This window comes from Saccharopolyspora sp. ID03-671 (assembly GCF_045278815.1).
Lineage (GTDB): Bacteria > Actinomycetota > Actinomycetes > Mycobacteriales > Pseudonocardiaceae > Saccharopolyspora > Saccharopolyspora ipomoeae.
In genome coordinates this window covers 617,034-635,392 of record NZ_CP134054.1, presented here as the reverse complement: position 1 = coordinate 635,392, position 18,359 = coordinate 617,034, and the positions used below count along the sequence as shown (strand labels likewise).

20 protein-coding genes are annotated in these 18,359 nt (G+C 69.7%); 9 read left to right on the top strand and 11 right to left on the bottom strand.

The genetic code is table 11. The features are described from left to right. The first annotated feature begins 11 nt into the window (after window positions 1-11). Together REH65_RS03080 and REH65_RS03075 are read left to right on the top strand one after the other, a co-directional pair. On the top strand, window positions 12-137 hold the full coding sequence (locus REH65_RS03080; protein WP_281454583.1) for a hypothetical protein: 126 nt from the start codon (window positions 12-14) through the stop codon (window positions 135-137). Window positions 138-267: 130 nt separating this feature from the next. Further along, a complete protein-coding gene (locus REH65_RS03075) occupies window positions 268-462 on the top strand; it encodes a hypothetical protein (RefSeq protein WP_406691172.1) in 195 nt (64 codons plus the stop codon). Window positions 463-511: 49 nt separating this feature from the next. Here REH65_RS03075 and fdhA read toward each other — a convergent pair whose 3' ends face one another. The 8 genes from fdhA to REH65_RS03035 form a co-directional block, all read right to left on the bottom strand. After that, on the bottom strand, window positions 512-1,750 hold the full coding sequence (gene fdhA, locus REH65_RS03070) for a formaldehyde dehydrogenase, glutathione-independent (protein ID WP_406691171.1): 1,239 nt from the start codon (window positions 1,748-1,750) through the stop codon (window positions 512-514). Window positions 1,751-2,013: 263 nt separating this feature from the next. Next, window positions 2,014-3,609: a succinic semialdehyde dehydrogenase gene (locus REH65_RS03065; RefSeq protein ID WP_406691170.1), complete on the bottom strand. Its 1,596-nt coding sequence runs from the start codon at window positions 3,607-3,609 to the stop codon at window positions 2,014-2,016. Between the two features lie 126 nt (window positions 3,610-3,735). After that, window positions 3,736-4,704, bottom strand: coding sequence for an alpha/beta hydrolase (locus REH65_RS03060; RefSeq protein WP_406691169.1), 969 nt, complete (start codon window positions 4,702-4,704; stop codon window positions 3,736-3,738). 76 nt (window positions 4,705-4,780) lie between these two features. Beyond that, window positions 4,781-5,488: a type 1 glutamine amidotransferase domain-containing protein gene (locus REH65_RS03055; protein WP_406691168.1), complete on the bottom strand. Its 708-nt coding sequence runs from the start codon at window positions 5,486-5,488 to the stop codon at window positions 4,781-4,783. A 43-nt stretch (window positions 5,489-5,531) separates the two neighbouring features. Then, window positions 5,532-6,449 (bottom strand): acetoacetate decarboxylase family protein, encoded by a 918-nt coding sequence (locus REH65_RS03050; protein ID WP_406691167.1) that lies wholly within the window; start codon window positions 6,447-6,449, stop codon window positions 5,532-5,534. Between the two features lie 335 nt (window positions 6,450-6,784). Continuing rightward, entirely contained in the window at window positions 6,785-7,384 is a 600-nt protein-coding gene (locus tag REH65_RS03045) for a TetR/AcrR family transcriptional regulator (protein WP_406691166.1), read from the bottom strand. A gap of 79 nt (window positions 7,385-7,463) precedes the next feature. Next, window positions 7,464-8,426, bottom strand: a complete 963-nt coding sequence (locus REH65_RS03040) for an NAD-dependent epimerase/dehydratase family protein (RefSeq protein WP_406691165.1) — start codon at window positions 8,424-8,426, stop codon at window positions 7,464-7,466. 166 nt (window positions 8,427-8,592) lie between these two features. Then, window positions 8,593-9,480 carry a LysR family transcriptional regulator gene (locus REH65_RS03035; RefSeq protein WP_406691164.1) on the bottom strand — a complete coding sequence of 296 codons (888 nt, stop codon included), beginning with the start codon at window positions 9,478-9,480 and terminating at the stop codon, window positions 8,593-8,595. Window positions 9,481-9,619: 139 nt separating this feature from the next. On the opposite strand from REH65_RS03035, the gene REH65_RS03030 reads away from it, so the two are divergent. The 3 genes from REH65_RS03030 to REH65_RS03020 are packed head-to-tail and all read left to right on the top strand — an operon-like array spanning window position 9,620 to window position 12,534. Further along, on the top strand, window positions 9,620-10,453 hold the full coding sequence (locus REH65_RS03030; RefSeq protein WP_406691163.1) for a sugar phosphate isomerase/epimerase family protein: 834 nt from the start codon (window positions 9,620-9,622) through the stop codon (window positions 10,451-10,453). Next, complete coding sequence (locus tag REH65_RS03025) at window positions 10,450-11,199, top strand: SDR family NAD(P)-dependent oxidoreductase (RefSeq protein WP_406691162.1); 750 nt, start codon at window positions 10,450-10,452, stop codon at window positions 11,197-11,199. Before REH65_RS03030 ends, REH65_RS03025 begins: the two co-directional genes overlap by 4 nt. Window positions 11,200-11,256: 57 nt before the next feature. Continuing rightward, window positions 11,257-12,534: an MFS transporter gene (locus REH65_RS03020; protein ID WP_406691161.1), complete on the top strand. Its 1,278-nt coding sequence runs from the start codon at window positions 11,257-11,259 to the stop codon at window positions 12,532-12,534. A gap of 131 nt (window positions 12,535-12,665) precedes the next feature. Here REH65_RS03020 and REH65_RS03015 read toward each other — a convergent pair whose 3' ends face one another. Beyond that, a complete protein-coding gene (locus REH65_RS03015) occupies window positions 12,666-13,370 on the bottom strand; it encodes a GAF and ANTAR domain-containing protein (protein WP_406691160.1) in 705 nt (234 codons plus the stop codon). Window positions 13,371-13,613: 243 nt separating this feature from the next. On the opposite strand from REH65_RS03015, the gene REH65_RS03010 reads away from it, so the two are divergent. Together REH65_RS03010 and REH65_RS03005 are read left to right on the top strand one after the other, a co-directional pair. Then, a complete protein-coding gene (locus tag REH65_RS03010) occupies window positions 13,614-14,018 on the top strand; it encodes an STAS domain-containing protein (RefSeq protein ID WP_406691159.1) in 405 nt (134 codons plus the stop codon). 103 nt (window positions 14,019-14,121) lie between these two features. Beyond that, window positions 14,122-14,529, top strand: coding sequence for a DUF6292 family protein (locus tag REH65_RS03005; protein WP_406691158.1), 408 nt, complete (start codon window positions 14,122-14,124; stop codon window positions 14,527-14,529). Between the two features lie 96 nt (window positions 14,530-14,625). Here REH65_RS03005 and REH65_RS03000 read toward each other — a convergent pair whose 3' ends face one another. Beyond that, on the bottom strand, window positions 14,626-15,198 hold the full coding sequence (locus REH65_RS03000) for a dihydrofolate reductase family protein (protein WP_406691157.1): 573 nt from the start codon (window positions 15,196-15,198) through the stop codon (window positions 14,626-14,628). 161 nt (window positions 15,199-15,359) lie between these two features. Between REH65_RS03000 and REH65_RS02995 the strand changes: the two genes are divergently transcribed. Then, a complete protein-coding gene (locus REH65_RS02995) occupies window positions 15,360-15,962 on the top strand; it encodes a TetR/AcrR family transcriptional regulator (protein ID WP_406691156.1) in 603 nt (200 codons plus the stop codon). An 87-nt stretch (window positions 15,963-16,049) separates the two neighbouring features. Here REH65_RS02995 and REH65_RS02990 read toward each other — a convergent pair whose 3' ends face one another. Further along, window positions 16,050-17,009, bottom strand: a complete 960-nt coding sequence (locus REH65_RS02990; protein ID WP_406691155.1) for a LacI family DNA-binding transcriptional regulator — start codon at window positions 17,007-17,009, stop codon at window positions 16,050-16,052. A gap of 286 nt (window positions 17,010-17,295) precedes the next feature. Between REH65_RS02990 and REH65_RS02985 the strand changes: the two genes are divergently transcribed. Then, window positions 17,296-18,300 carry an L-idonate 5-dehydrogenase gene (locus REH65_RS02985; RefSeq protein WP_406691154.1) on the top strand — a complete coding sequence of 335 codons (1,005 nt, stop codon included), beginning with the start codon at window positions 17,296-17,298 and terminating at the stop codon, window positions 18,298-18,300. Window positions 18,301-18,359 lie beyond the last annotated feature (59 nt).

Here is an 18,359-nt window from a genome sequence, read left to right as displayed (position 1 = left end):
GGGGACGTGGCATGACCACACCGCACCACGGCGCAGGAACCAGGATCACGATCGACGGGACGACGCTGAGCATCGCGCTCGTCATGGCGTTGGTGCTGGCCACGGTCATGCTGTCGCTGTTCGTCGTCGGGGCCTAGCTCACCGCCTCGACGCGGCCGGCCGACTACGCAGGGTTGTTGGTAATTAATCCCCTGTTCGGGGCTGCTGCGGCGGAGGACGTTGGGTGGTGTCAGCTTCGCGCATCGCGCCACCCGGAACGGTCCGATCATGTACCCGTCGCAGATCTCCCAGCAGCCCTCGCACCACCAGGCACCCCACGTGTACCGCAACGCGTGCACCGGTACGTGGATATGCGACGTGGAAGGCACCCGCGCCCGGCCCGGCCCGGACAGCGCCCGGACCGTCTGCCGCAGCCACCTCGAGGCGGTCCTCGTCGCCCTGAGCCTGAGCACCCCGCGCTGACCCGCCTGGTCACGCGACGGGGCGCTCAGGTGTGCACCAGGTGCGTCGATCAGGCCGCGATGGCTCTCTTGTCGGCGAGGTTGTTGTGCGGGTCGAGCACGAACTTCTTGGAGACCCCGCTGTCGAAGTCCTGGTAGCCGCGAGGCGCGTCGTCCAGGCCGATCACCGTGGCGTTGACCGCCTTGGCGATGGTGCACCGCTCCTGCAGGATGGCCTTCATCAGTCCGCGGTGGTACCGCATGACCGGGCACTGCCCGGTGGTGAAGGTGTGCGACTTCGCCCAGCCCAGACCGATCCGGATCGACAGGCTCCCTTCCTGAGCGGCTGCGTCGACCGCGCCGGGATCGCCGGTGACGTAGAGCCCCGGGATGCCGAGCTTCCCGGCCGCCCTGGTGACCTGCATGATCGAGTTGAGTACGGTGGCGGGCTTCTCCTGGCCCGCCTGGTCTCCGTGCCCGCGAGCTTCGAAGCCCACCGCGTCGACGGCGGCGTCGACTTCGGGAACGCCGAGGATCTGCTCGATCTGCTCCCCGAGGGAGGCGTCCTTGGTCAGGTCGACGGTTTCGCAGCCGAAGCTGCGCGCTTGGTCGAGGCGCTGGGCGTTCATGTCGCCCACGATGACCACCGATGCCCCGAGCAGCTGAGCGGAGTGCGCAGCGGCCAGCCCCACCGGTCCCGCGCCGGCGATGTAGACCTGCGAGCCGGTGGTGACGCCCGCCGACACGCAACCGTGGTACCCGGTCGGGAAGATGTCCGAGAGCATCGTCAGGTCCAGGATCTTCTCCATGGCCTGGTCCTTGTCCGGGAACGGCAGCAGGTTCCAGTCGGCGTAGGGGACCATCACGTACTCGGCCTGGCCGCCGACCCAGCCGCCCATGTCGACGTAGCCGTAGGCCGACCCGGGCCGGTCCGGGTTGACGTTGAGGCACACGTCGGTGCGGCCCTCCTTGCAGTTCCGGCACCGGCCGCAGGCGATGTTGAACGGAACCGAGCACAGGTCACCCTGCTTGATGAATTCCACATCGCGGCCGACCTCGACGACTTCGCCGGTGATCTCGTGGCCGAGCACCAGTCCCGCCGGAGCGGTCGTGCGGCCGCGCACCATGTGCTGGTCCGAGCCGCAGATGTTGGTGGCGACGCACCGCAGGATGACCCCGTGGTGGCACTGGCGGCCCACGTTCGCCGGATTGACCCCAGGGCCGTCCTGCAGTTCGAGCTTCGGGTAGTCGATCGTTTGAACTTCGACGCGATGCGGCTCGATGTAGGCAACGGCCTTGTTGCCGGGCATAGACGTCATCTCCTCAGGTTTTCGGCGGTCGCTGAACCTTCTTCAGCACGCAGCCAGGCACGAGCCGGCATCGAAGATCGCAAGGGCGCCCGAGTCGGCAGTTGGCGACCAGCCCAGGATTGGACTCGCGACGACACCCCGCAACCGCAGCGGACGGGCAGCGAAACCACTTCTGATGACGCTTCAGCGCCGACCCGTCGGCCACGACGTGAGCGGCGTTCCCCACGTGCAGTTCAGCGAGCACACCCGGGAGAACCGCGGCCCTACCGGGAGCCGATGCTCTTCAGGAGCTTCAGCGCACTGGTCAGGAGGGTGGACCAGGTCTCGTGCGAGATGCCCGAGGGCGGGTAGAAGCCCTGGACGCGTTGGTGAGCGATGGTCTGGGCCTCGGTGTACTTGAGGATGCCGTCGATGCCGTGACGACGGCCGAGCCCGGAATCGCCCATGCCGCCCATCGGGGCGTCGATGCTTCCCCACGCGGCGGCGAAGGCGTCGTTGACGTTGACGGTTCCGGCGTGCAGGCGCGCTGCGACCGCGCGTCCTCTGGCGCCGTTGCGGGTCCAGACGCTGGCGTTGAGTCCGTAGGGTGTCGCGTTGGCCTGCGCGACGGCGTCGTCGAGGTCGCGGTAGGGGTAGACCGACACGACTGGGCCGAAGGTCTCCTGGTCGTGGGCCATCATGTCGGGGGTGACGCCGGTGAGGATGGTGGGTTCGTAGAACAACGGCCCGAGGTCGGGCCGCGCCCGGCCACCGGCACGGATGGTGGCGCCCTTGGTTCTGGCGTCTTCGACGTGCGCGGTGACGGTGTCGAGCTGGGAGGGATTGGTCAGGCACCCCACGTCGATGCTGTAGTCGTAGGCGGCGCCGAGCCGGAGCTTCTCGGTTCGGGCTGCGAACTCTGCGACGAACTCGTCGAAGATCTCCTCGGCGACGTAGATGCGCTCCATCGACACGCAGAGCTGACCGGTCGAGGGGAAGCCGGCGGTGATGGCGCCGTCGGCGGCGCGGCCGATGTCGGCGTCGTCGAGCACGAGCATGGCGTTCTTGCCGCCGAGTTCGAGCGAGGAGCCGATGAGGCGCTCACCGGCGTCGCGGGCGATCTTGCGTCCGCTGGCGGTGGATCCGGTGAACATCACGTAGTCGGCGCCTGCCATGAGCGCATCGCCGATGGAGCTGCCGCGCCCGATGACCATCTGCCACACGTCGGCGGGCAGTCCGGCCTGGTGCATGAGGTCCAGGGCCCAGAGCGCGGTGAGCGAGGTTTGGGTGTCGGGTTTTTGGACCACGGCGTTTCCGGCCATCAGCGCGGGGATGGCGTCGCCTGCGGCCATGCTCAGGGGGTAGTTCCACGGTGAGATGACGGTGACGACGCCCTTGGGGTGGCGCAGTTCGGTGGTGTGGGTCAGCAGCGGGATGGCGCCGCGGCGGCGCTGGGGCGCCAGGTATCGCTCGGCGCTGCGCGCGTAGTAGCGCGCGGTGATCGCGATGTCGGTGACTTCCAGGAACGCGTCGCGGCGGGTCTTGCCGCTCTCGGCCTGCATGAGGTCCAGGGCCTCGTTCTGCCGTTCGAGGACGAGGTCGTGGAAGCGCAGCAGGATCTTCTTGCGCTCATCGATGGGTGTGGCGGCCCAGGCCGCCTGCGCGCGGCGGGCCCGCGCGAACGCGCTCTCGACGTCCTCCGGCGTGGAGATCGGGAGGTCGGCGAGCGGGGCACCGGTGTAGGGGGCGCGGGTGGTGACCGTCGGGGCCTCGGCCGGAGCCGCGACCCGGGCGGTCAGGCGCTGCAGCACCGCCGGTGTGATCGACGGAGGCAGCGCTCCCGCAGTGGTCGGGGCGGTGCTGGCAGGTACGGGGTTCATGGTCTGGCTCCGTGCGCGAGAGGGGTACCGGGTAGAGGTGTGCTGTAAGTGGGCCGATCGGGCACCACGGTGGTTCGGTTCGGCGTGGCCGCTGCGTGCGGCCACGCCGAACCCGTCGGGTCTTCGCTACTGCAGCGCGGTTTTCAGGGCGTCGATGGCGAGGTGGCGGGCGACGTTGGCCGCGCGGGTGTCGCGGAGGCTGTCCAGGAGCAGGAAGTCGTGGACCATCCCGGCGACGCGGACCGAGGTGACGTCGACACCGGCCTCGCGCAGCTTGTTGGCGTACTGCTCGCCTTCGTCGCGCAGCACGTCGGCCTCGTCGGTGATGACGAGGGTGGTGGGCAGGCCCTTGAGCTCGTCCAGGGAGGCCTGCAGCGGTGAGGCGTACTTCTCCGCGCGCTGGGCGGGGTCGGTGGTGTACTGGTCCCAGAACCACTTCATGCCGTCGCGGGTGAGGTAGTAGCCCTCGGCGAACTGGACGTAGGACGGCGTGTCGAAGTCGGCGTTGGTCACCGGGTACAGCAGCACCTGGGCCTTGACGTCGATGCCGCCGCGTTCCTTGTTCATCAGCGCGAACACCGCGGACATGCAGCCGCCGACGGACTCACCGGTGACCGCGACGCGGGAGGTGTCCAGGCCGTGCTCGGCGCCGTGCTGCAGCACCCACCGGCCCACCGCGTAGTTCTGCTCGACCTGGGTCGGGTAGCCCTTCTCCGGTGCGCGGTCGTAGACCGGGAAGACGCCCGCGGCGCCGGCGCCGACGGTGAGTTCGCGGAAGAGGCGGTCGTGGGTCTTGTCGTCGCCGAAGACCCACCCGGCGCCGTGGATGTAGAACACCACCGGCAGCGGGCCCGACGCGCCTTTGGGGCGGATGATGCGGGTGGGGACGGTGCCCCACTCCCCGGCGTCGACCTCGACCCAGGTCTCGTCGACCTCCGGGCGCGGCACGCCTTCGCCGCTTTGCAGGTCGAGCAGGATCTGCCGGCCCTGATCGGGCGGCAGCTCGTAGATGCGCGGATGCGGATCGGTCGCCTTGGCCAGCTCCGCGGCTTCCGGTTCGAGAACCGGCGTGATGGGAGGCGGGATTTCAGGCATTGCTCTCTCCAACTCCGTGATGGTGTTCGGTGTCCGACCAGTCAGGTCCTGCGCATGGGGACCGCTTGGTGCTGGGCTACTCCTTTCCCGAAACGTCGGCGATGATGCGGCGCGTGAGTGCGGCTGAGGAGCCGGGGTTCTGCCCGGTGTAGACGTTGCGGTCGACGACGACCTTGGACTTCAGCGGGAGCCCGGCGGTGTAGTGCGCACCGGCCTGCTTGAGGCGGTCTTCGAGCAGCCACTTGGCCTTCCACGCGAAGGGGTTGATCCGCTCTTCGGCGTTGGACAGCCCGGTCATGGCGTAGCCGGCGAACGGCCAGCTGCCATCGGGGTTCTCGGCGGCCAGGGAGGCGGCCGGGGCGTGGCACAGCAGCGCGAGCGGACGGCCGGAGTGCAGCCGCTTGGTCAGCAGCGCGCCGGAGACCTCGTCGACGGCGAGGTCCTCCATCGGGCCGTGGCCGCCGGAGTAGAACACGACGTCGAAGTCGTCGGGATCCATCTCGGACAGGTCGGCCGGGCTGCGCAGCACCGGAGCGAGCTGGTCGAGTTCGGCGCGCAGCTTCTTCGCCCGGGACGGCAGGACACCGCCCCTGAATCCGAGGCTGAGTTCGTCGACGACCGGCTGCTTGCCGCCGGGGGTGGCCACGGTGACGTCCCAACCGGCCTGGATGAACAGCTGGTGCGGCACGACGAACTCCTCCGCCCAGAACCCGGTCGGGTGCTCGGTGCCGTCCTTGAGCGTCCACACGCGGGCGGCCGAGAGAACCTGCAGAACTCTGGTCATCAGTCGACTCCTCGATGACGTTGCGCGGACGTGAGTTTCCGGATCACGCCTTGGCCGGTACCGAGTGCGGAACGGGCATGTGCAGCGCGAGCTGTCCCTCGGTGATCACGTCGAGCCGGATGGTGCGGATCGGCTTGAGCGAGCGCACGTCGTCGGACATGCGTCCCCGGCCGAGCTGCAGGTCGAGGTCGCGTGGGAAGGCGGTGCTTCCCGCGGACAGGGCGTTGGTCTGGCTGAACGTCGAGTGCCACGCGCCGTTGATCGAGGTGTACGAGGTCAGGCCCGACACGCGTTCACCGCTGGGATACCGCGTCTGCGACGGGGTGGGTGCGGAGAACGCCACATCGGTCTCGCCTGCGTCGTTGGCCACGCGCGCGGTGGTGCGGCTGCTGTCGATGTCGACGTCGAGTTCGGTGACCCACTTGGGGAAGCCGTAGCCGTCGTGGCCGCGGACCTGGGCGATGTCGGTGCTGACCGGCAGCGACAGCACGTAGGAGTCCAGGTGGTCGTTCTTCAAAGCGGCGACCAGATCCACGAATCCGAGCTTGCCGTGACGTGCCGGCCGCACGGCGACTCCGACGGCGGCTTCGGTGTAGAAGTCGATGTCGCACACGTCGTAGCGGAAGAAGATCACCGACATCAGCCCGATTCCCGGCGCGACCTCCAGCGGTGCCAGCTCCCGGGGCAGGCGGGAGCGGATCGCGCGGGAGCGGGCGAGCATCGTCAGCCGGGTCGAGGACATGCGGTAGTAGAAGTTCGGCGTGAGCGTCGGGCCGATCGGCGAATCGACCTCGGTCTTGGGCAGGTTCCGGAAGAAGTCCACGCCGCTGACACGCGGATCGCGAGCGACCTCGTCCAGATCGGTGTTCATCCGGTACCGGTCGAACAAGCCGTCCCGGGGAACCTCGACCGTGCGGCCGGCCAGGTCGACCTCGACCGTGGCCTGGTGCGTCGTGGGCATTGGAGCAACTCCCTCATGGGCAATGTTAACGGTGCTCACGCAGATTAGGGGCGAATGTAAGCACTGTCAACACGAGTGTCGTCGCATCCGCTCTCACGTGCAACGCGGCGACATCGGAGTCGATGCAGGAGCTGGAGTTCGACGGATTCGGGGGTCGGGCCGCATCCGCTGACGGTGATGTTCGCGCTGAGGCTGCGCCACTGGTCCATTGTGGACTTATTGATCCGGCGCTGCTATGCCTGAAGTTCTGATCGGGTCACCGCGGTGTGATTCGTCCTCAACGGATCGCCATCCGTTCGGGAGGACGAGGTCGCGGCGGGTTCGTGCCGCGCGGCTCAGCTGCGGCGTCGTTTCTCGGATCCGTCCTGGATCGTGGTGATGGCCAGGAATGCCGAGCGCACTCGATCGGCGACCGCCTCGGGGGAGTCGGCCGGGAGTTTGCCGTCGAGGTGCAGGAACGCGAGGCCGTGGGCCAGGCTCCACCCGGCGCAGGCCAGCGCGGTGGTGTCCGCCTCGGGTGCGACGTGCGCCAGGGCTTGCCCGAGGAGTTCGTGCAGCGCGTCGGCCGCCTTCACCCGCTCGTCGTTGGAGTCGTCGCAGGGGTTGCCGAACATCAGCCGGAACAGCGCCGGTCGCCGCAGGGCGAAGTCGACGTAGGTGACGCCGAATTCCGCGAGGTCGGCGATCGAGGTGGGCAAGTCGTGGCCGTCGGTCAGATCGTGCTTGAGGTCGCTGAAGCCCTTGACCGCCAAAGCGGCCTCCAAGGCGTCGCGGTCCGGGAAGTGGCGGTAGGGAGCGGTGGGGGAGACGCCGGCGTTGCGGGCGATGGCGCGCAGCGAGAAGGTCTCCCCGTTCTCCAGCATCTGCATCGCCGTGGTCAGCAGGGTCGCGCGCAGGTCTCCGTGGTGGTAGCCGCTCTTCTCGGATATCGACACCGCTAGTTCACTCCTCAAGCCCGCGTAAGCGCTGTGAACATACCGCACGATCCGCCGGGTCGATGTCAGTCGCCCCTCATCACTGTTGGCGTGGGCCCTGCCCGATCCGCTCGTCGTGGGCCTCCGCGCGGATGATGCCGAGTCCGGTTCGATACGTGGTCACGGTGAAGTCGGGGAAGGCCGCGTTGAACTTCGAGGAGTCGAAGCGGCTGTCCTGCGCGTAGCGCGGCAGTAGCTCCTTGATCTCCCGAACCTGTTGGGAGAAGAGGCCGGCCGAGCTCAGCGCCCACCTGGGAACGACGGTGTACCCGGCGTCGCGGCCGAAGGTCTCGGCCGCCATGGCCACGAACTCCTTGTAGGTCGGCCGGTTGTCGTCGACCGGGAGGTGCCAGGTCTGCCCGTACGCCTTCGGCGTGTTGCCCAGTGCCGCCAATCCCCGGCTCGCATCAGGTGTCCAGATGAGCGTGCGCAGTCGGTCGTCGCGCACCGGCACGCGGGGCTTCCTGCCGTTCTTGATGTTGTCGATGATCAGGGTGTTGGTGAAGCTCTGCGTGCGACCGGGTCCGTAGAACTCCGGGGCGCGACCGATGAGCACGTCGATGTCGCCCCGCGCCATCTCGTCGAGCACCATCGAGGCCATCGTCGCGCGGACCTCGCCCTTGCGGCCGACCGGCGCGAACGGGGTGTCCTCGGTCTGGACGCGGTCGTCCTGCGGGTACATGTAGGTGTTGTCGAAGTACGCGAACTTCGCGCCTGCGGACCGGCTCGCGTCCAGGGCGTTCCGGAGCATCGTGGGGAACTGCGCCTCCCACAGCTCGGTTTTCGGGGGTAGTCCGGCGGTGAAGTAGACGATCTCGCTGCCCGCGACCGCTGCCTTCGTCTGCTCGGCGTCGAGCAGGTCGGCGGCGACCAGGCCGTCCGCGGCGTTGACCGCGCGCGGACGGCGACTCACGAGCCTCAGATCCGTCGTGTACCGGCGGTTCAGCTCCCGAGCCAACTCGACCGCGATCTGGCCGTTCGCTCCCAGGATGGTCTGCATCATCCCTCGTCTTCCGAATGCGCGCGCCGGTCACCGGCGAGGTGGGGAGGGCAATGCCCAGCCCACCATGTTTACAGTGATTACATCACGGTAGGCGCGGAAGTAAGCGCTGTCAACATCGGGGGTGTTCGGCGGCTCCGCCCACGGCGCCTCTGCCCCGCCGCGCTGATCACGACGGGGGAGAGGCGTCGAAGTGGGGGCGTGCGGCGGAGGTCTTGATCGCCGCGATGGTGGGTGGGACGACGTCGCGGGCGTCGGTGCGGTGCACCAGCCAGGTGTTCATGGCGAGTTCGAGGTCTTCGATCGGCTTCCAGACCCAGCCGTCGAGCTGGGTGCGCGCCGTGTGGGAACCGACGAGGACGGCGTCGGCCTCGGCTGCTTCGGCACAGGCGCGGGCGTGTTCGACGAAGCGCGCGAAGATCCATTCCGGTTCGATCCCGGCGGACCCGGCGGCGGCGAGCACTCCGTCCTGCTGGGTGGGGATCTGATCGCGGGAGTGCACGAGGATTCGCAGCCGGCCGAGGTCGGCCAAGCGGTATCGAGGCGCTTCGGCGAGCGGGTGGTCTGGCCGGATGGCGACGCCGAGGGGCTCGCTGGCGATCAGCACCGACCTGGTCTCGGCCGGTGGCAGTTGGTGCACCACGGCCACGTCGAGCCTGCCCTGCGTGAGCAGCCGCAGCTGTTCGGTGCTGCCGGCCTCGACGAACCGCACCGATGCGTTCGGCACGTCGTCCAGCAGTCGGCGGGAGACCTCGACGGTCCAGGCTTGCGGCAGTCCCGGCGGCAAGCCGATGTGCACGAGTTCGCGCTGCGGTGATTCCGCGCGCACGACCTCGCCGGTCGAGTCGGCCAGCGCCAGGACCTGCCTGACGTGGGCGGCGAACGTCCGGCCTGGCGGAGTCACCGAAGCACCGGTGGAACCGCGGTCGAAGAGCTTGACGCCGAGCTCGGCCTCGATGGCGCGGATCTGCCGGCTCAGCGCGGGCTGTGCGATGTGCAGTGCTTCGGCAGCGCGGCTGAACGACCCGTGGCGGGCCACCGCCAGGACGTAGCGCATGTGACGCAGTTCCCCCCGCGAGTATCGCACCGCGCGCCATGCCTACGAGGCATGGCCGGGGCGTCTCAGCTGGTCTTGGACAGGGGCGGGTGGTGCGGCGTTCACTCTCGGGCATGGTTGACATCGAAGAGAGGCGACCGTGAACCCCATCAGCGCCTGTTCGATCATGTTCTACGACCGGTCCCCGGACGAGGCGATCGCGCTCGCGGTCGAGACGGGGCTGGCCGGCATCGAGTGGCGCGTGACCGACGACGACCCGGGAACCGGAACCGACGTGTTCACCGACAACCGGTGCACCGTCGGATTCGCCGACGTCGCCGCGATCGCCGACCGGTGCCGCCGCAGCGGTGTGGAGGTCGTCGGGCTGGACACCTACGTCGAATGCGGCGATCTGGTCGCGGCCCGGCGGGCCGCGACGGTGGCCGCCGAAGCGGGCGTCCCGTGGTTCCGGTTCCGGACTCCTTGGCGCGACGGAGCGCCGTGGGTCGAGCACGCGGACCGCGCGCGCCGGTTCGTCGACGAGCTGCAGGAGATCGCCTCCGCGCACGGCGTTCGGGCCCTGCTGGAGCTGCACCAGCGCACGATCTGCCCCAGCGCGTCGCTGACGCAGCGGATCGTGGCCGACGCCGACCCCGCCCTCGTCGGCGTGATCTACGACGCCGGAAACCTGCTGGTCGAAGGCTACGAGGACCACGGAACCGCGGTGGACCTGCTCGGCGCGCACCTGGCCCACGTGCACGTCAAGAACGCGCGCTGGGTCCCCACCGGGACGGGCGGGCCGTGGGAGCTGCAGTGGTCTCCGATGGACGACGGCGTGCTCGACGTCGGTTCTCTCCGGACCGCGCTGCACCGCGGTGGCTACGACGGCTGGTTGTCCCTCGAGGACTTCACCACCGATCTGGCGCCCGAGGCCGCGCTGGAGGTCGGTCTGCAAGTCCTGCACGCCAACGAGCCCGCGGTGGTGACTTCGTGACCGCCGGCCGGGTCGCCCTCGTCACGGGCGGAGCCGGAGCCCTCGGGGCCGCGATCGGTGAACACCTCACCGGACAGGCCGATGTGGTGCTGCTCGCCGACCGGGACCTCGACGGTGCCCGCGAGCGCAGCGAGAACCTCACGGGCGTCGAGGCGTGCTACCTCGACGTCGCCGACGACGACTCGGTCCAGGCAATGGTGGAGATGGTCGAACGGCGATTCGGGCGGCTCGACGTGATCGTCAACAACGCCGCCGTCACCGCACCCCGCGGCATGGAGGCTCTCCACCGCGACGACTGGGAGCGCGTGATGGCCGTGAACGTCTGGGGCCCGACGGAGCTGTGCCGCCGCGCCGTTCCACTGTGGAGCGAGACGGGAACGGGCGGCCGCGTCGTGAACATCACCTCCCGGACCTGGTTGTCGGGCGGGCCGATCGCCTACACGAGCTCGAAAGCCGCCGTCGTCGGTCTCACCCGCTCCCTGGCCCTCGAACTGGCGCCGTTCGGTGTCACCGCCAACGCGGTCGCGCCCAGCATGGTGGCCACTCCCTTCACCCGAGGTGATCGCAGCGAGGAGGAGTACGCGGCCTTCGAGGCCAAGCACCTCGCGATGACGCCGATGCGGCGCATCGCGACGCCGGAGGACATCGCGCACGCGGTCGGCTACCTCGCCTCCGAGTCGGCCGGCTTCGTCACCGGCGAGGTCCTGCACGTCTGCGGCGGGGCCCAACTGGCCCCGGCGCCCTGATCCACCCGATCCCGCGCCAGCGGCTGCGGGACGATCGCTCTCAACGAGGAGACGCACATGACCACCGATCTGAGCCCGACCCCGGCCGATGACGCGCCGCGCGCGGTCCCGAAGTGGACGCCGTGGGCGGTGACCGCGGCGGCGGCCGGAGCCCACGTCCTGGTGTTCGTCGACAAAGGACTGCTGGGGATCGTCGCCAAACCGATCCGCGCCGAATTCGGCATGTCGGCGACGACCTACGGGATGATCAGCTGCGCCACGTACCTGCTCACCATGATCAGTTGCCTGGCGATCGGGCTGTCCGGACGACGCATCTCCACCCGCGTGGTCCTGCTCGGCTGCGGGCTGCTGTGCGCGCTCGGGCAGATCCCGGCGGCGCTTGCCGCCGGGGCGATGATGCTGGTGATGAGCCGGATCGTGGTCGGTACGGCCGAGGGGCCTGCGGTGCCGCTGGCCCACAACGCCGCCTACTCGTGGTTCCCCGCCAGCCGGCGCGGCCTGCCGGCCGCCATCATCACCAGTGGAGCGTCCTTCGCGAAGATCGCGCTGCTGCCGGTGATCTCGCTGCTCGTGGTGGCGTTCGGGTGGCGCGTCGGGTTCGTCGCGATCGGTGTCATCGCCGTGGTGTGGACGACGGTGTGGTTCTTCATCGGCCGCCCCGGCCCGCACGCGGGGTCCGACGACGTTGCCGCGACCGCGTCGGATCGCGGTTGGATGCGGGGCTTGCGGACCCCGACGATGCTGGCCTGCCTGTTCGCCACCTTCGCCCAGGGGGCGCTCGCGGCGGTGGTGTTCACCTGGTTGCCGTCCTACTTCCAGGCCGGGCTCGGTTACTCGGCGACCACCGCCGGAATGCTGTTCGCGCTGCCGAGCGTGGCGGGCGTGGGCGCGTTGGTGCTGATCGGCGGGATCGGCGACCGGCTGATGCGCGGAGGCGCCTCGACCAAGGTCGGCCGTGGTCGGGTCGGCGGCATCTGCCTGCTGCTGTCCGGCCTCGTGCTCGCCGCGATCCCGTTGATCGACGCCCCGGTGGTCGCCGTCGCCGCGGTCGTCCTCGGCTACGGCTTCTCGGTCACGGTCAACACGGTGACCTTCCCCGTCGTGTCCGAGCTGTTCTCCGCATCGCGACGGGCCGGTGCCTTGGCCATGATCACGGCGGCCTCCGCCGCGGCGGGAATCGTGAGCCCGCTGGTCGCCGGGCGGCTGGTCGACACCGCCGCCGCACCCGGCAGCGGCTACACCGCGTCCTTCCTCGTGTTCGGCGGCCTGCTCGCCCTCAGCGGCCTGATCTTCGCCCTGGCGGTCGATCCCTCCCGCGACCACTCGCACAACTGAAAACCCACGACCCATCAGGCCCTTCGCGGCGCTGGAGGCGCGAAAGCGCCGGAACAGCACCGCGAAGGGCCTCGTGCTCACCGGCGCGCTGTTGTGGCGGGGACGCGGAGTTCGCGCGCCGCAGTTCCGGATCAGTCCTCGGCTCCGGTGACGCCGGAGGTCAGCCAGGTCGCGATGTCGACGAGCTTGAGGTTGGTGTTCTGGGAGCTCTCCACGAGCATGCGGAACGCCTTGTAGTCGTCGATGCCGAAGCGCTCCATGAGGATTCCCTTGGCCTGGCCGATCAGGTCGCGGGTGCTCAGAGCTGTCGTGAGCTGTTCGGAGTTCTGGGCGTGGGCGAGGGCGATGCTCGCGTGCGAGGCGAAGAGCTCGCCCAGCAGCACGGCCTCGTCGTCGAACACGCCCGGCCGGCGGGCGTAGAGGTTCAGACTCATGCGCCGCTTGTCCGACCGGGTGTCGAGCCGGTAGCAGAGCGCGGCGGCGACGTTCTCGCGCCGGGCGGCCTCGGCCAGCTTCGGCCACCGGTCGTACTCCTCGCCCAGATCGTGCACGCGGATCGTCCGTCCCGTCGCCAGCGCCAGCGGGCACGGGCCTTCGGCGAGTTCGTGCTGGAGCCGGTCCACGATCTCGGGCAGGGCGCCGGTGGCGACGCGTTCGACGAACTGCTCGCGCCCGAACAGCTCGGTGATGCCGGCGCCCTCGGTGCCGGGGATGGCTTCGACCGCGCCCCGGGCGGTGGACTCCAGCGTCTGGGGGAGGTCGCGGGCCGCACCGAGGCCGCCGACCGCGTCGGCGAGCCATGTCAAGAGGCGTTCGGCCTCGTCCTCGGTCAACATCGCTCACCTCCCGGGTCGCGGAACACCCGAACCTACGCGCGACCTGCACCGCCCGCGAGAGACCGATGTCCTGAGCCGTGCGAAGCCCGCCGTCCTTCCGTAGGCTCGGGTTCATCGTCGGTTGAGCACACAGCCGCCGCGGTTCCGCCCGGACGTCCTGGCCCCTGGTCGGCCGGTGCCGGTGGGACTGCTTTCCTTCTGCAGTTCGCGCGCGCCTCGTCGCGCGGGGAACAGGCTTGGAGTGTGGTCTTCGTGATGAAAGCCGACCTGACCGATGCGGTTCCGTCCCCTCGTTCGGCGGAGGTGGCGTGCGCGGCGTTGCGGGTGCGGGTCTTCCGCCCCGGCGACGGGGTGGTGGTCGTGCGGGTGTCCGGCGAGCTGGACATGTCCGCCAGCCACTTCCTGACCGAGTTCCTCCGGCAGCGGCTCGTCGGCACCTCCAGGATGGTCGTCCTCGACTTCTCGGAGATCAGCTTCATCAACTCCGAGGGCGTGAGCGCCCTGCTGGAGGCCGAGCGGTTGGCCGAAGCCCGCGACAAGGAGCTGCTGCTGGTCCCGGCGCCCGTCGTCGACCGCGTGCTGACGCTGCTGGGCCTCGCCGGCCGGTTCACCTACGCCGCGGAGCGCGAGCTCACCGCGACCGGGTGACGGCGGCGCGGCGACGACGACCGGTGTCGCCTGTTTGACGAGGCGTGCTGGTCGGTAACCGGGGTTTGTGGGTTTTCGACTTCCGGAGAGGGATCCGATGGGCATGAGGACTTCCGCGGTGAGCGGCCTGGTGACCTACGTGCGGGGCGTGACCAGCGGGTTGGAGGAGTTCACCACGGTCGACCTGGAGGTCGAGGAGGCTCCGGCGACCGTGCTGATCCTGCTGGACTCGCGCGTCCCGACGCTGCCGGAGTATCCGCTGCTGCTGACCTGGGACGAGGTGAGCGGCTGGGCGTTGCGGGTCGAGACCGACGGTGAGGGTGGGACGACGCCGGTCTGCTTCCTCGGCGAGGACGTGCTGCCGGAGCCGAGCGCCGTGCAGGAGTTCCTGCGAGCGGCCGTGCGGGGCGAGAGCCCCGGGTCGATCGAGCCCCACGCCTTCCGGTGGCCGAACGCCCAGGACGACCTGGAACGCCGCCTCGAACTGTTCCAGGACGCGGAACACCGGTAGGGCAGCTGTCCGGGCATGTGGGAGACCACGATCGGGTGCTCCCCGCACCTGCCGGACACCGCCGGCAGGTCGGAAAGCTCTCCGCGAGTGAGGATCTCAGCGCACGACGTCGAAGACGTTGAGCTGAACGCCGTTCGGATACGCCTCGTGCTCGACGAGCTTCAGCCGCTGCGCGTCCTTGTCGGTGGTGCTGAACAGGCGCTTGCCCGCGCCGAGCAGGACCGGGAACACGAGCAGGTGGTAGCGGTCGATCAGCCCGGCATCGGAGAGGTTTCGGTTGAGGGTGGTGCTGCCGTGCACGATGATCGGGCCGCCGTCGGTCTCCTTGAGCGCGGCGACGTCGTCGACGGAGCGCAGGATCGTGGTCTCGCCCCAGCCGTCGACCAGGTCGTCCTCGGAGAGGGTGCTGGAGACGACGTACTTCGGCATCAGCTTGTAGTCGGCGAACTCCGCCATGTCCGGCCAGACGGGGCTGAACGCCTCGTAGCTGACCCGCCCGAGCAGGATCGCCGAGGCTTCCTTCTGCTCCCGCCCCTTGATCTCGAACGCCTGCTCGTCGAACTCGACCTCGTTGATGGTCCAGCCGGAGTTGCGGTATCCGGGCTCGCCGCCCGGAGCCTCGACGACCCCGTCGAGCGACACGAAAGCGGAACTGATCAGCGTGCGCATGTGGCCTTCTCCTCCAGTTGAGAGGCGGGGTTCGCCGGTCGGTGATGGCGAACCGGACCTGCCTCGCAATTATCGGCACGAGCCGTGCCGATCGTGGCGCCATATTGCTCGCATATCGGACGGATTGTCAACGGCACGGTACGTGCCGATAGAATCTCGCCATGACCGACACTCCCGCCGCCCCGAGGCGCCGAGGTGCCGCGCGCACCGAGGAGCTGCTGCGAGCCACGCTGGATCTGGCCGCGGAGGTCGGTTACGCGGGCCTGAACATCGAGGCGGTCACCAAGCGGGCGGGGGTCGGGAAGCACACGATCTACCGACGCTGGCCCTCGATGGCGGCGCTGCTGCTCGACGCGCTGAGCCTGGTGTGGTCCAGCGATCTGAACTACCGCGACACCGGGGACGTCCGCGCCGATCTGCGCGAGCAGTTCCTGCGGTCGAGCCTCGCCTTGTCCACCCCGCCCATCGGCCCCGTCTACCGCGCGGTCATCGCCGAGGCGCAGGCTGATCCCGCGCTGCGGGCGACCTTGCACGAACGGTTCCTGGTCACCGTGGAGCGGAGCACCCTCGACCGGATCGCCGATGCCCAGCGCACCGGCGAGCTCACCGCGGACGCGAACCTGGAATTCGCCGCGGAGGTGCTGTGCGGCACGCTGTACTACCGCCACCTGCTGTCGACTCGCCCCATCGACGAGCACGCGATCGACGGACTGCTGGACATGTTCATGGCCGCCTACGGAACACATCACCAGGACCGGAGGTGAGGTCTTCTTCGGCAACGGTGGCTCGTGTGCCTCTGGAGAACGCACCCGAGTGAAACGTATCTGCTCGCAGCAGGTCTCGACGATCGTTCAGCCGCGCGGCCCGGTGGAGTCCCGGGCGATGAGCTGTGAGGTCATGCGGACGTCGTCGTGGCGCGGTGGGCCGTCGATCTGGTTGAGCAGGAGGTCCACGGCGAGGGTGCCGCCTTCGGTGATGCCGACGTGGACCGAGGTGAGGCCCGGGTCGGAGACGGCGGCGACGTCGAGGTCGTCGATGCCGATGATGCTGAGGTCCGCGGGGCAGCGGCGGCCGAGCTTTCGGGCGCCCGCGCGGATTCCGAGCGCCACCAGGTCGTTGTAGGCGACGACGGCGGTGGCGCCGCTGGCCACGACCGACGCCGCGGCGGCCAGGCCGCCCGCCACCGAGGCCGACTGGTGGCAGACGACGGTGAGCCGAAGTCCTTGTGCGGAGCAGTGTTCCGAGAGGGCGTCGTGCCGGTTGCGGTCGGCCCACGAGTTCTCCGGGCCGGGCACGTAGACGACGTGCTCGTGGCCGAGCGCGCGCAGGTGCTCCGCGGCTTGGCGGAGGCCGTCGTCGGCGGCGATGAGCACGCTCGGCGCCTCGGCGGTCGTCCCGTTGATGGTCACCACGGGCTTCTTCGCCGCGACCTCGTCGAGCAGCTCGACGGGGGAGCGGGGCGAGCAGACGATGATGCCGTCGGCGGAGTTGGTGAAGCGGTCGAGGGCCTCGCGCTCGCGGTCGGCGTCCTCGTTGGTGTTGGTGACCACCAGCTGGTGCCTGCCGTGCCACGCCTGGTCGTGGATCGACCGCAGCAGCGAGGCGAACACCGCGTTGGCCATGTCGGGCAGGACCACGCCGAGCGTGCGGGTGGCCGGGACGGCCGGGGTCTCGTAGCCCAGCTCCGCCGCTGCGGACTGCACGCGCTGCAGCGTGCCCGGTGCCAGCCGGTCCGGCTCCTTGAACGCCCGCGACGCCGTGGCCAGCGAGACCTTCGCGCGGGCGGCGACGTCGGTGAGGGTGGCGGGCACGAGCGCTCCTTCATCACGACGGCGGCGGGCGGACCCATTGTGCAAGAACGGCGCGGGCGAGCCGATCACCGCAGCGCTGCTGGCCTCGGCGCGGTCCTGCTGACCTGCCCGATCCGGTCCCGGTGGAACCGCAGGAGCGGTCTGCGACCAGTGTGAAATAGTTGTGCAAGATTTGGCAAACATCTTGCCGCGGCTTCACCGCCTCGCTTAGCCTCATCGCCAACATCACCGGGGATGCGCCCACCCCGGTCGCCGTCGCCCGCTAGTCGCCAGGAGCTGATCACCGATGAAAGCCCTGTTCATCCACGGTGCCGAGGACATGCGCCTCGACGAGGTCGCCGTGCCGGAACCCGGCGAGGGCGAGGTGCTGCTGCGCGTCCGCTACGTGGGCATCTGCGGCTCCGACCTGCACTACTACTTCCACGGCAAGAACGGGGAGAACCTCGTGCGCGAGCCCTTCGCCCCGGGGCACGAGTTCTCCGCGACCGTCGAGCACGACCCGAGCGGGGAATGGGCCCAGGGCACGCCGGTGACCGCGCACCCCGCGCGCTTCGGCACCCCGGTCGACGGGATCGAGGACAAACCGCACCTGTGGCCCGGCGGCGACTACCTGGGCAGCGCCGCCGACTTCCCGCACCGCCAGGGCGCGGCGGCCGACTACGTCGTGGTCGAGAAGCACATGCTGCGGCGCCTGCCCGACGGGCTCTCGCTGCGGGACGCCGCGCTGGCCGAGCCCCTCGGCGTCGCGCTGCACGCGCTGACCGTCGCCGGTGACGAGCTGGGCTCCAGCGCCCTGGTCCTCGGCGCCGGGCCCATCGGCCTGCTGGTGATCGCGGCGCTGCGCGCCCGGGGCGTCGAGCACGTCGCGGTCGGCGACACCCAGGAATCGGCGCTGGCCCGGGCCCGCGCGCTCGGCGCGAACGAGACGTTCCTCGTCGGCACCGACGAGGTCCCGGCTACCGCCTACCCGGTGGTGTTCGAGTGCTCGGCGGCGCCCCCGTCGCTGAGCCAGGCGGTCGTCTCGGCCAGTCGTGCCGGAGTCGTCGTGCAGGTCGGCATGCTCGCCGATGCCGCGATCGGCGTGAACCTCGCGCCGCTGGTGTCGAAGGAGGTGCAGCTGCGCGGCACCTTCCGCTTCTCCACCGAGATCGACGAGGCCGTCGAGATGCTCGCCGCCCACCCCTCCATCGCCGGAGTCGTGACCCACGTGCTGCCCGCGAGCGACGCGGTCGCCGCGTTCACCACCGCCAAGGACTCCGCCGCCTCCGGCAAGGTCCTCATCGAGTTCTGACCCTCCTGCGCTAGACGGCTCCACCCACTGCTGAAGGAACAACGATGTCCACTTCACCC

Coding starts and splice junctions, on each gene's coding strand:
- REH65_RS03020 (WP_406691161.1), top strand. CDS start 11,257: ATGACCACCGATCTGAGCCCGACCCCGGCCGATGACGCGCCGCGCGCG.
- REH65_RS03035 (WP_406691164.1), bottom strand. CDS start 9,480: ATGCGCTACGTCCTGGCGGTGGCCCGCCACGGGTCGTTCAGCCGCGCT.
- REH65_RS02995 (WP_406691156.1), top strand. CDS start 15,360: ATGACCGACACTCCCGCCGCCCCGAGGCGCCGAGGTGCCGCGCGCACC.
- fdhA (WP_406691171.1), bottom strand. CDS start 1,750: ATGCCCGGCAACAAGGCCGTTGCCTACATCGAGCCGCATCGCGTCGAA.
- REH65_RS02985 (WP_406691154.1), top strand. CDS start 17,296: ATGAAAGCCCTGTTCATCCACGGTGCCGAGGACATGCGCCTCGACGAG.
- REH65_RS03075 (WP_406691172.1), top strand. CDS start 268: ATGTACCCGTCGCAGATCTCCCAGCAGCCCTCGCACCACCAGGCACCC.
- REH65_RS03050 (WP_406691167.1), bottom strand. CDS start 6,449: ATGCCCACGACGCACCAGGCCACGGTCGAGGTCGACCTGGCCGGCCGC.
- REH65_RS03000 (WP_406691157.1), bottom strand. CDS start 15,198: ATGCGCACGCTGATCAGTTCCGCTTTCGTGTCGCTCGACGGGGTCGTC.
- REH65_RS03005 (WP_406691158.1), top strand. CDS start 14,122: ATGAGGACTTCCGCGGTGAGCGGCCTGGTGACCTACGTGCGGGGCGTG.
- REH65_RS03055 (WP_406691168.1), bottom strand. CDS start 5,488: ATGACCAGAGTTCTGCAGGTTCTCTCGGCCGCCCGCGTGTGGACGCTC.
- REH65_RS03015 (WP_406691160.1), bottom strand. CDS start 13,370: ATGTTGACCGAGGACGAGGCCGAACGCCTCTTGACATGGCTCGCCGAC.
- REH65_RS03040 (WP_406691165.1), bottom strand. CDS start 8,426: ATGATGCAGACCATCCTGGGAGCGAACGGCCAGATCGCGGTCGAGTTG.
- REH65_RS03060 (WP_406691169.1), bottom strand. CDS start 4,704: ATGCCTGAAATCCCGCCTCCCATCACGCCGGTTCTCGAACCGGAAGCC.
- REH65_RS03065 (WP_406691170.1), bottom strand. CDS start 3,609: ATGAACCCCGTACCTGCCAGCACCGCCCCGACCACTGCGGGAGCGCTG.
- REH65_RS03080 (WP_281454583.1), top strand. CDS start 12: ATGACCACACCGCACCACGGCGCAGGAACCAGGATCACGATCGACGGG.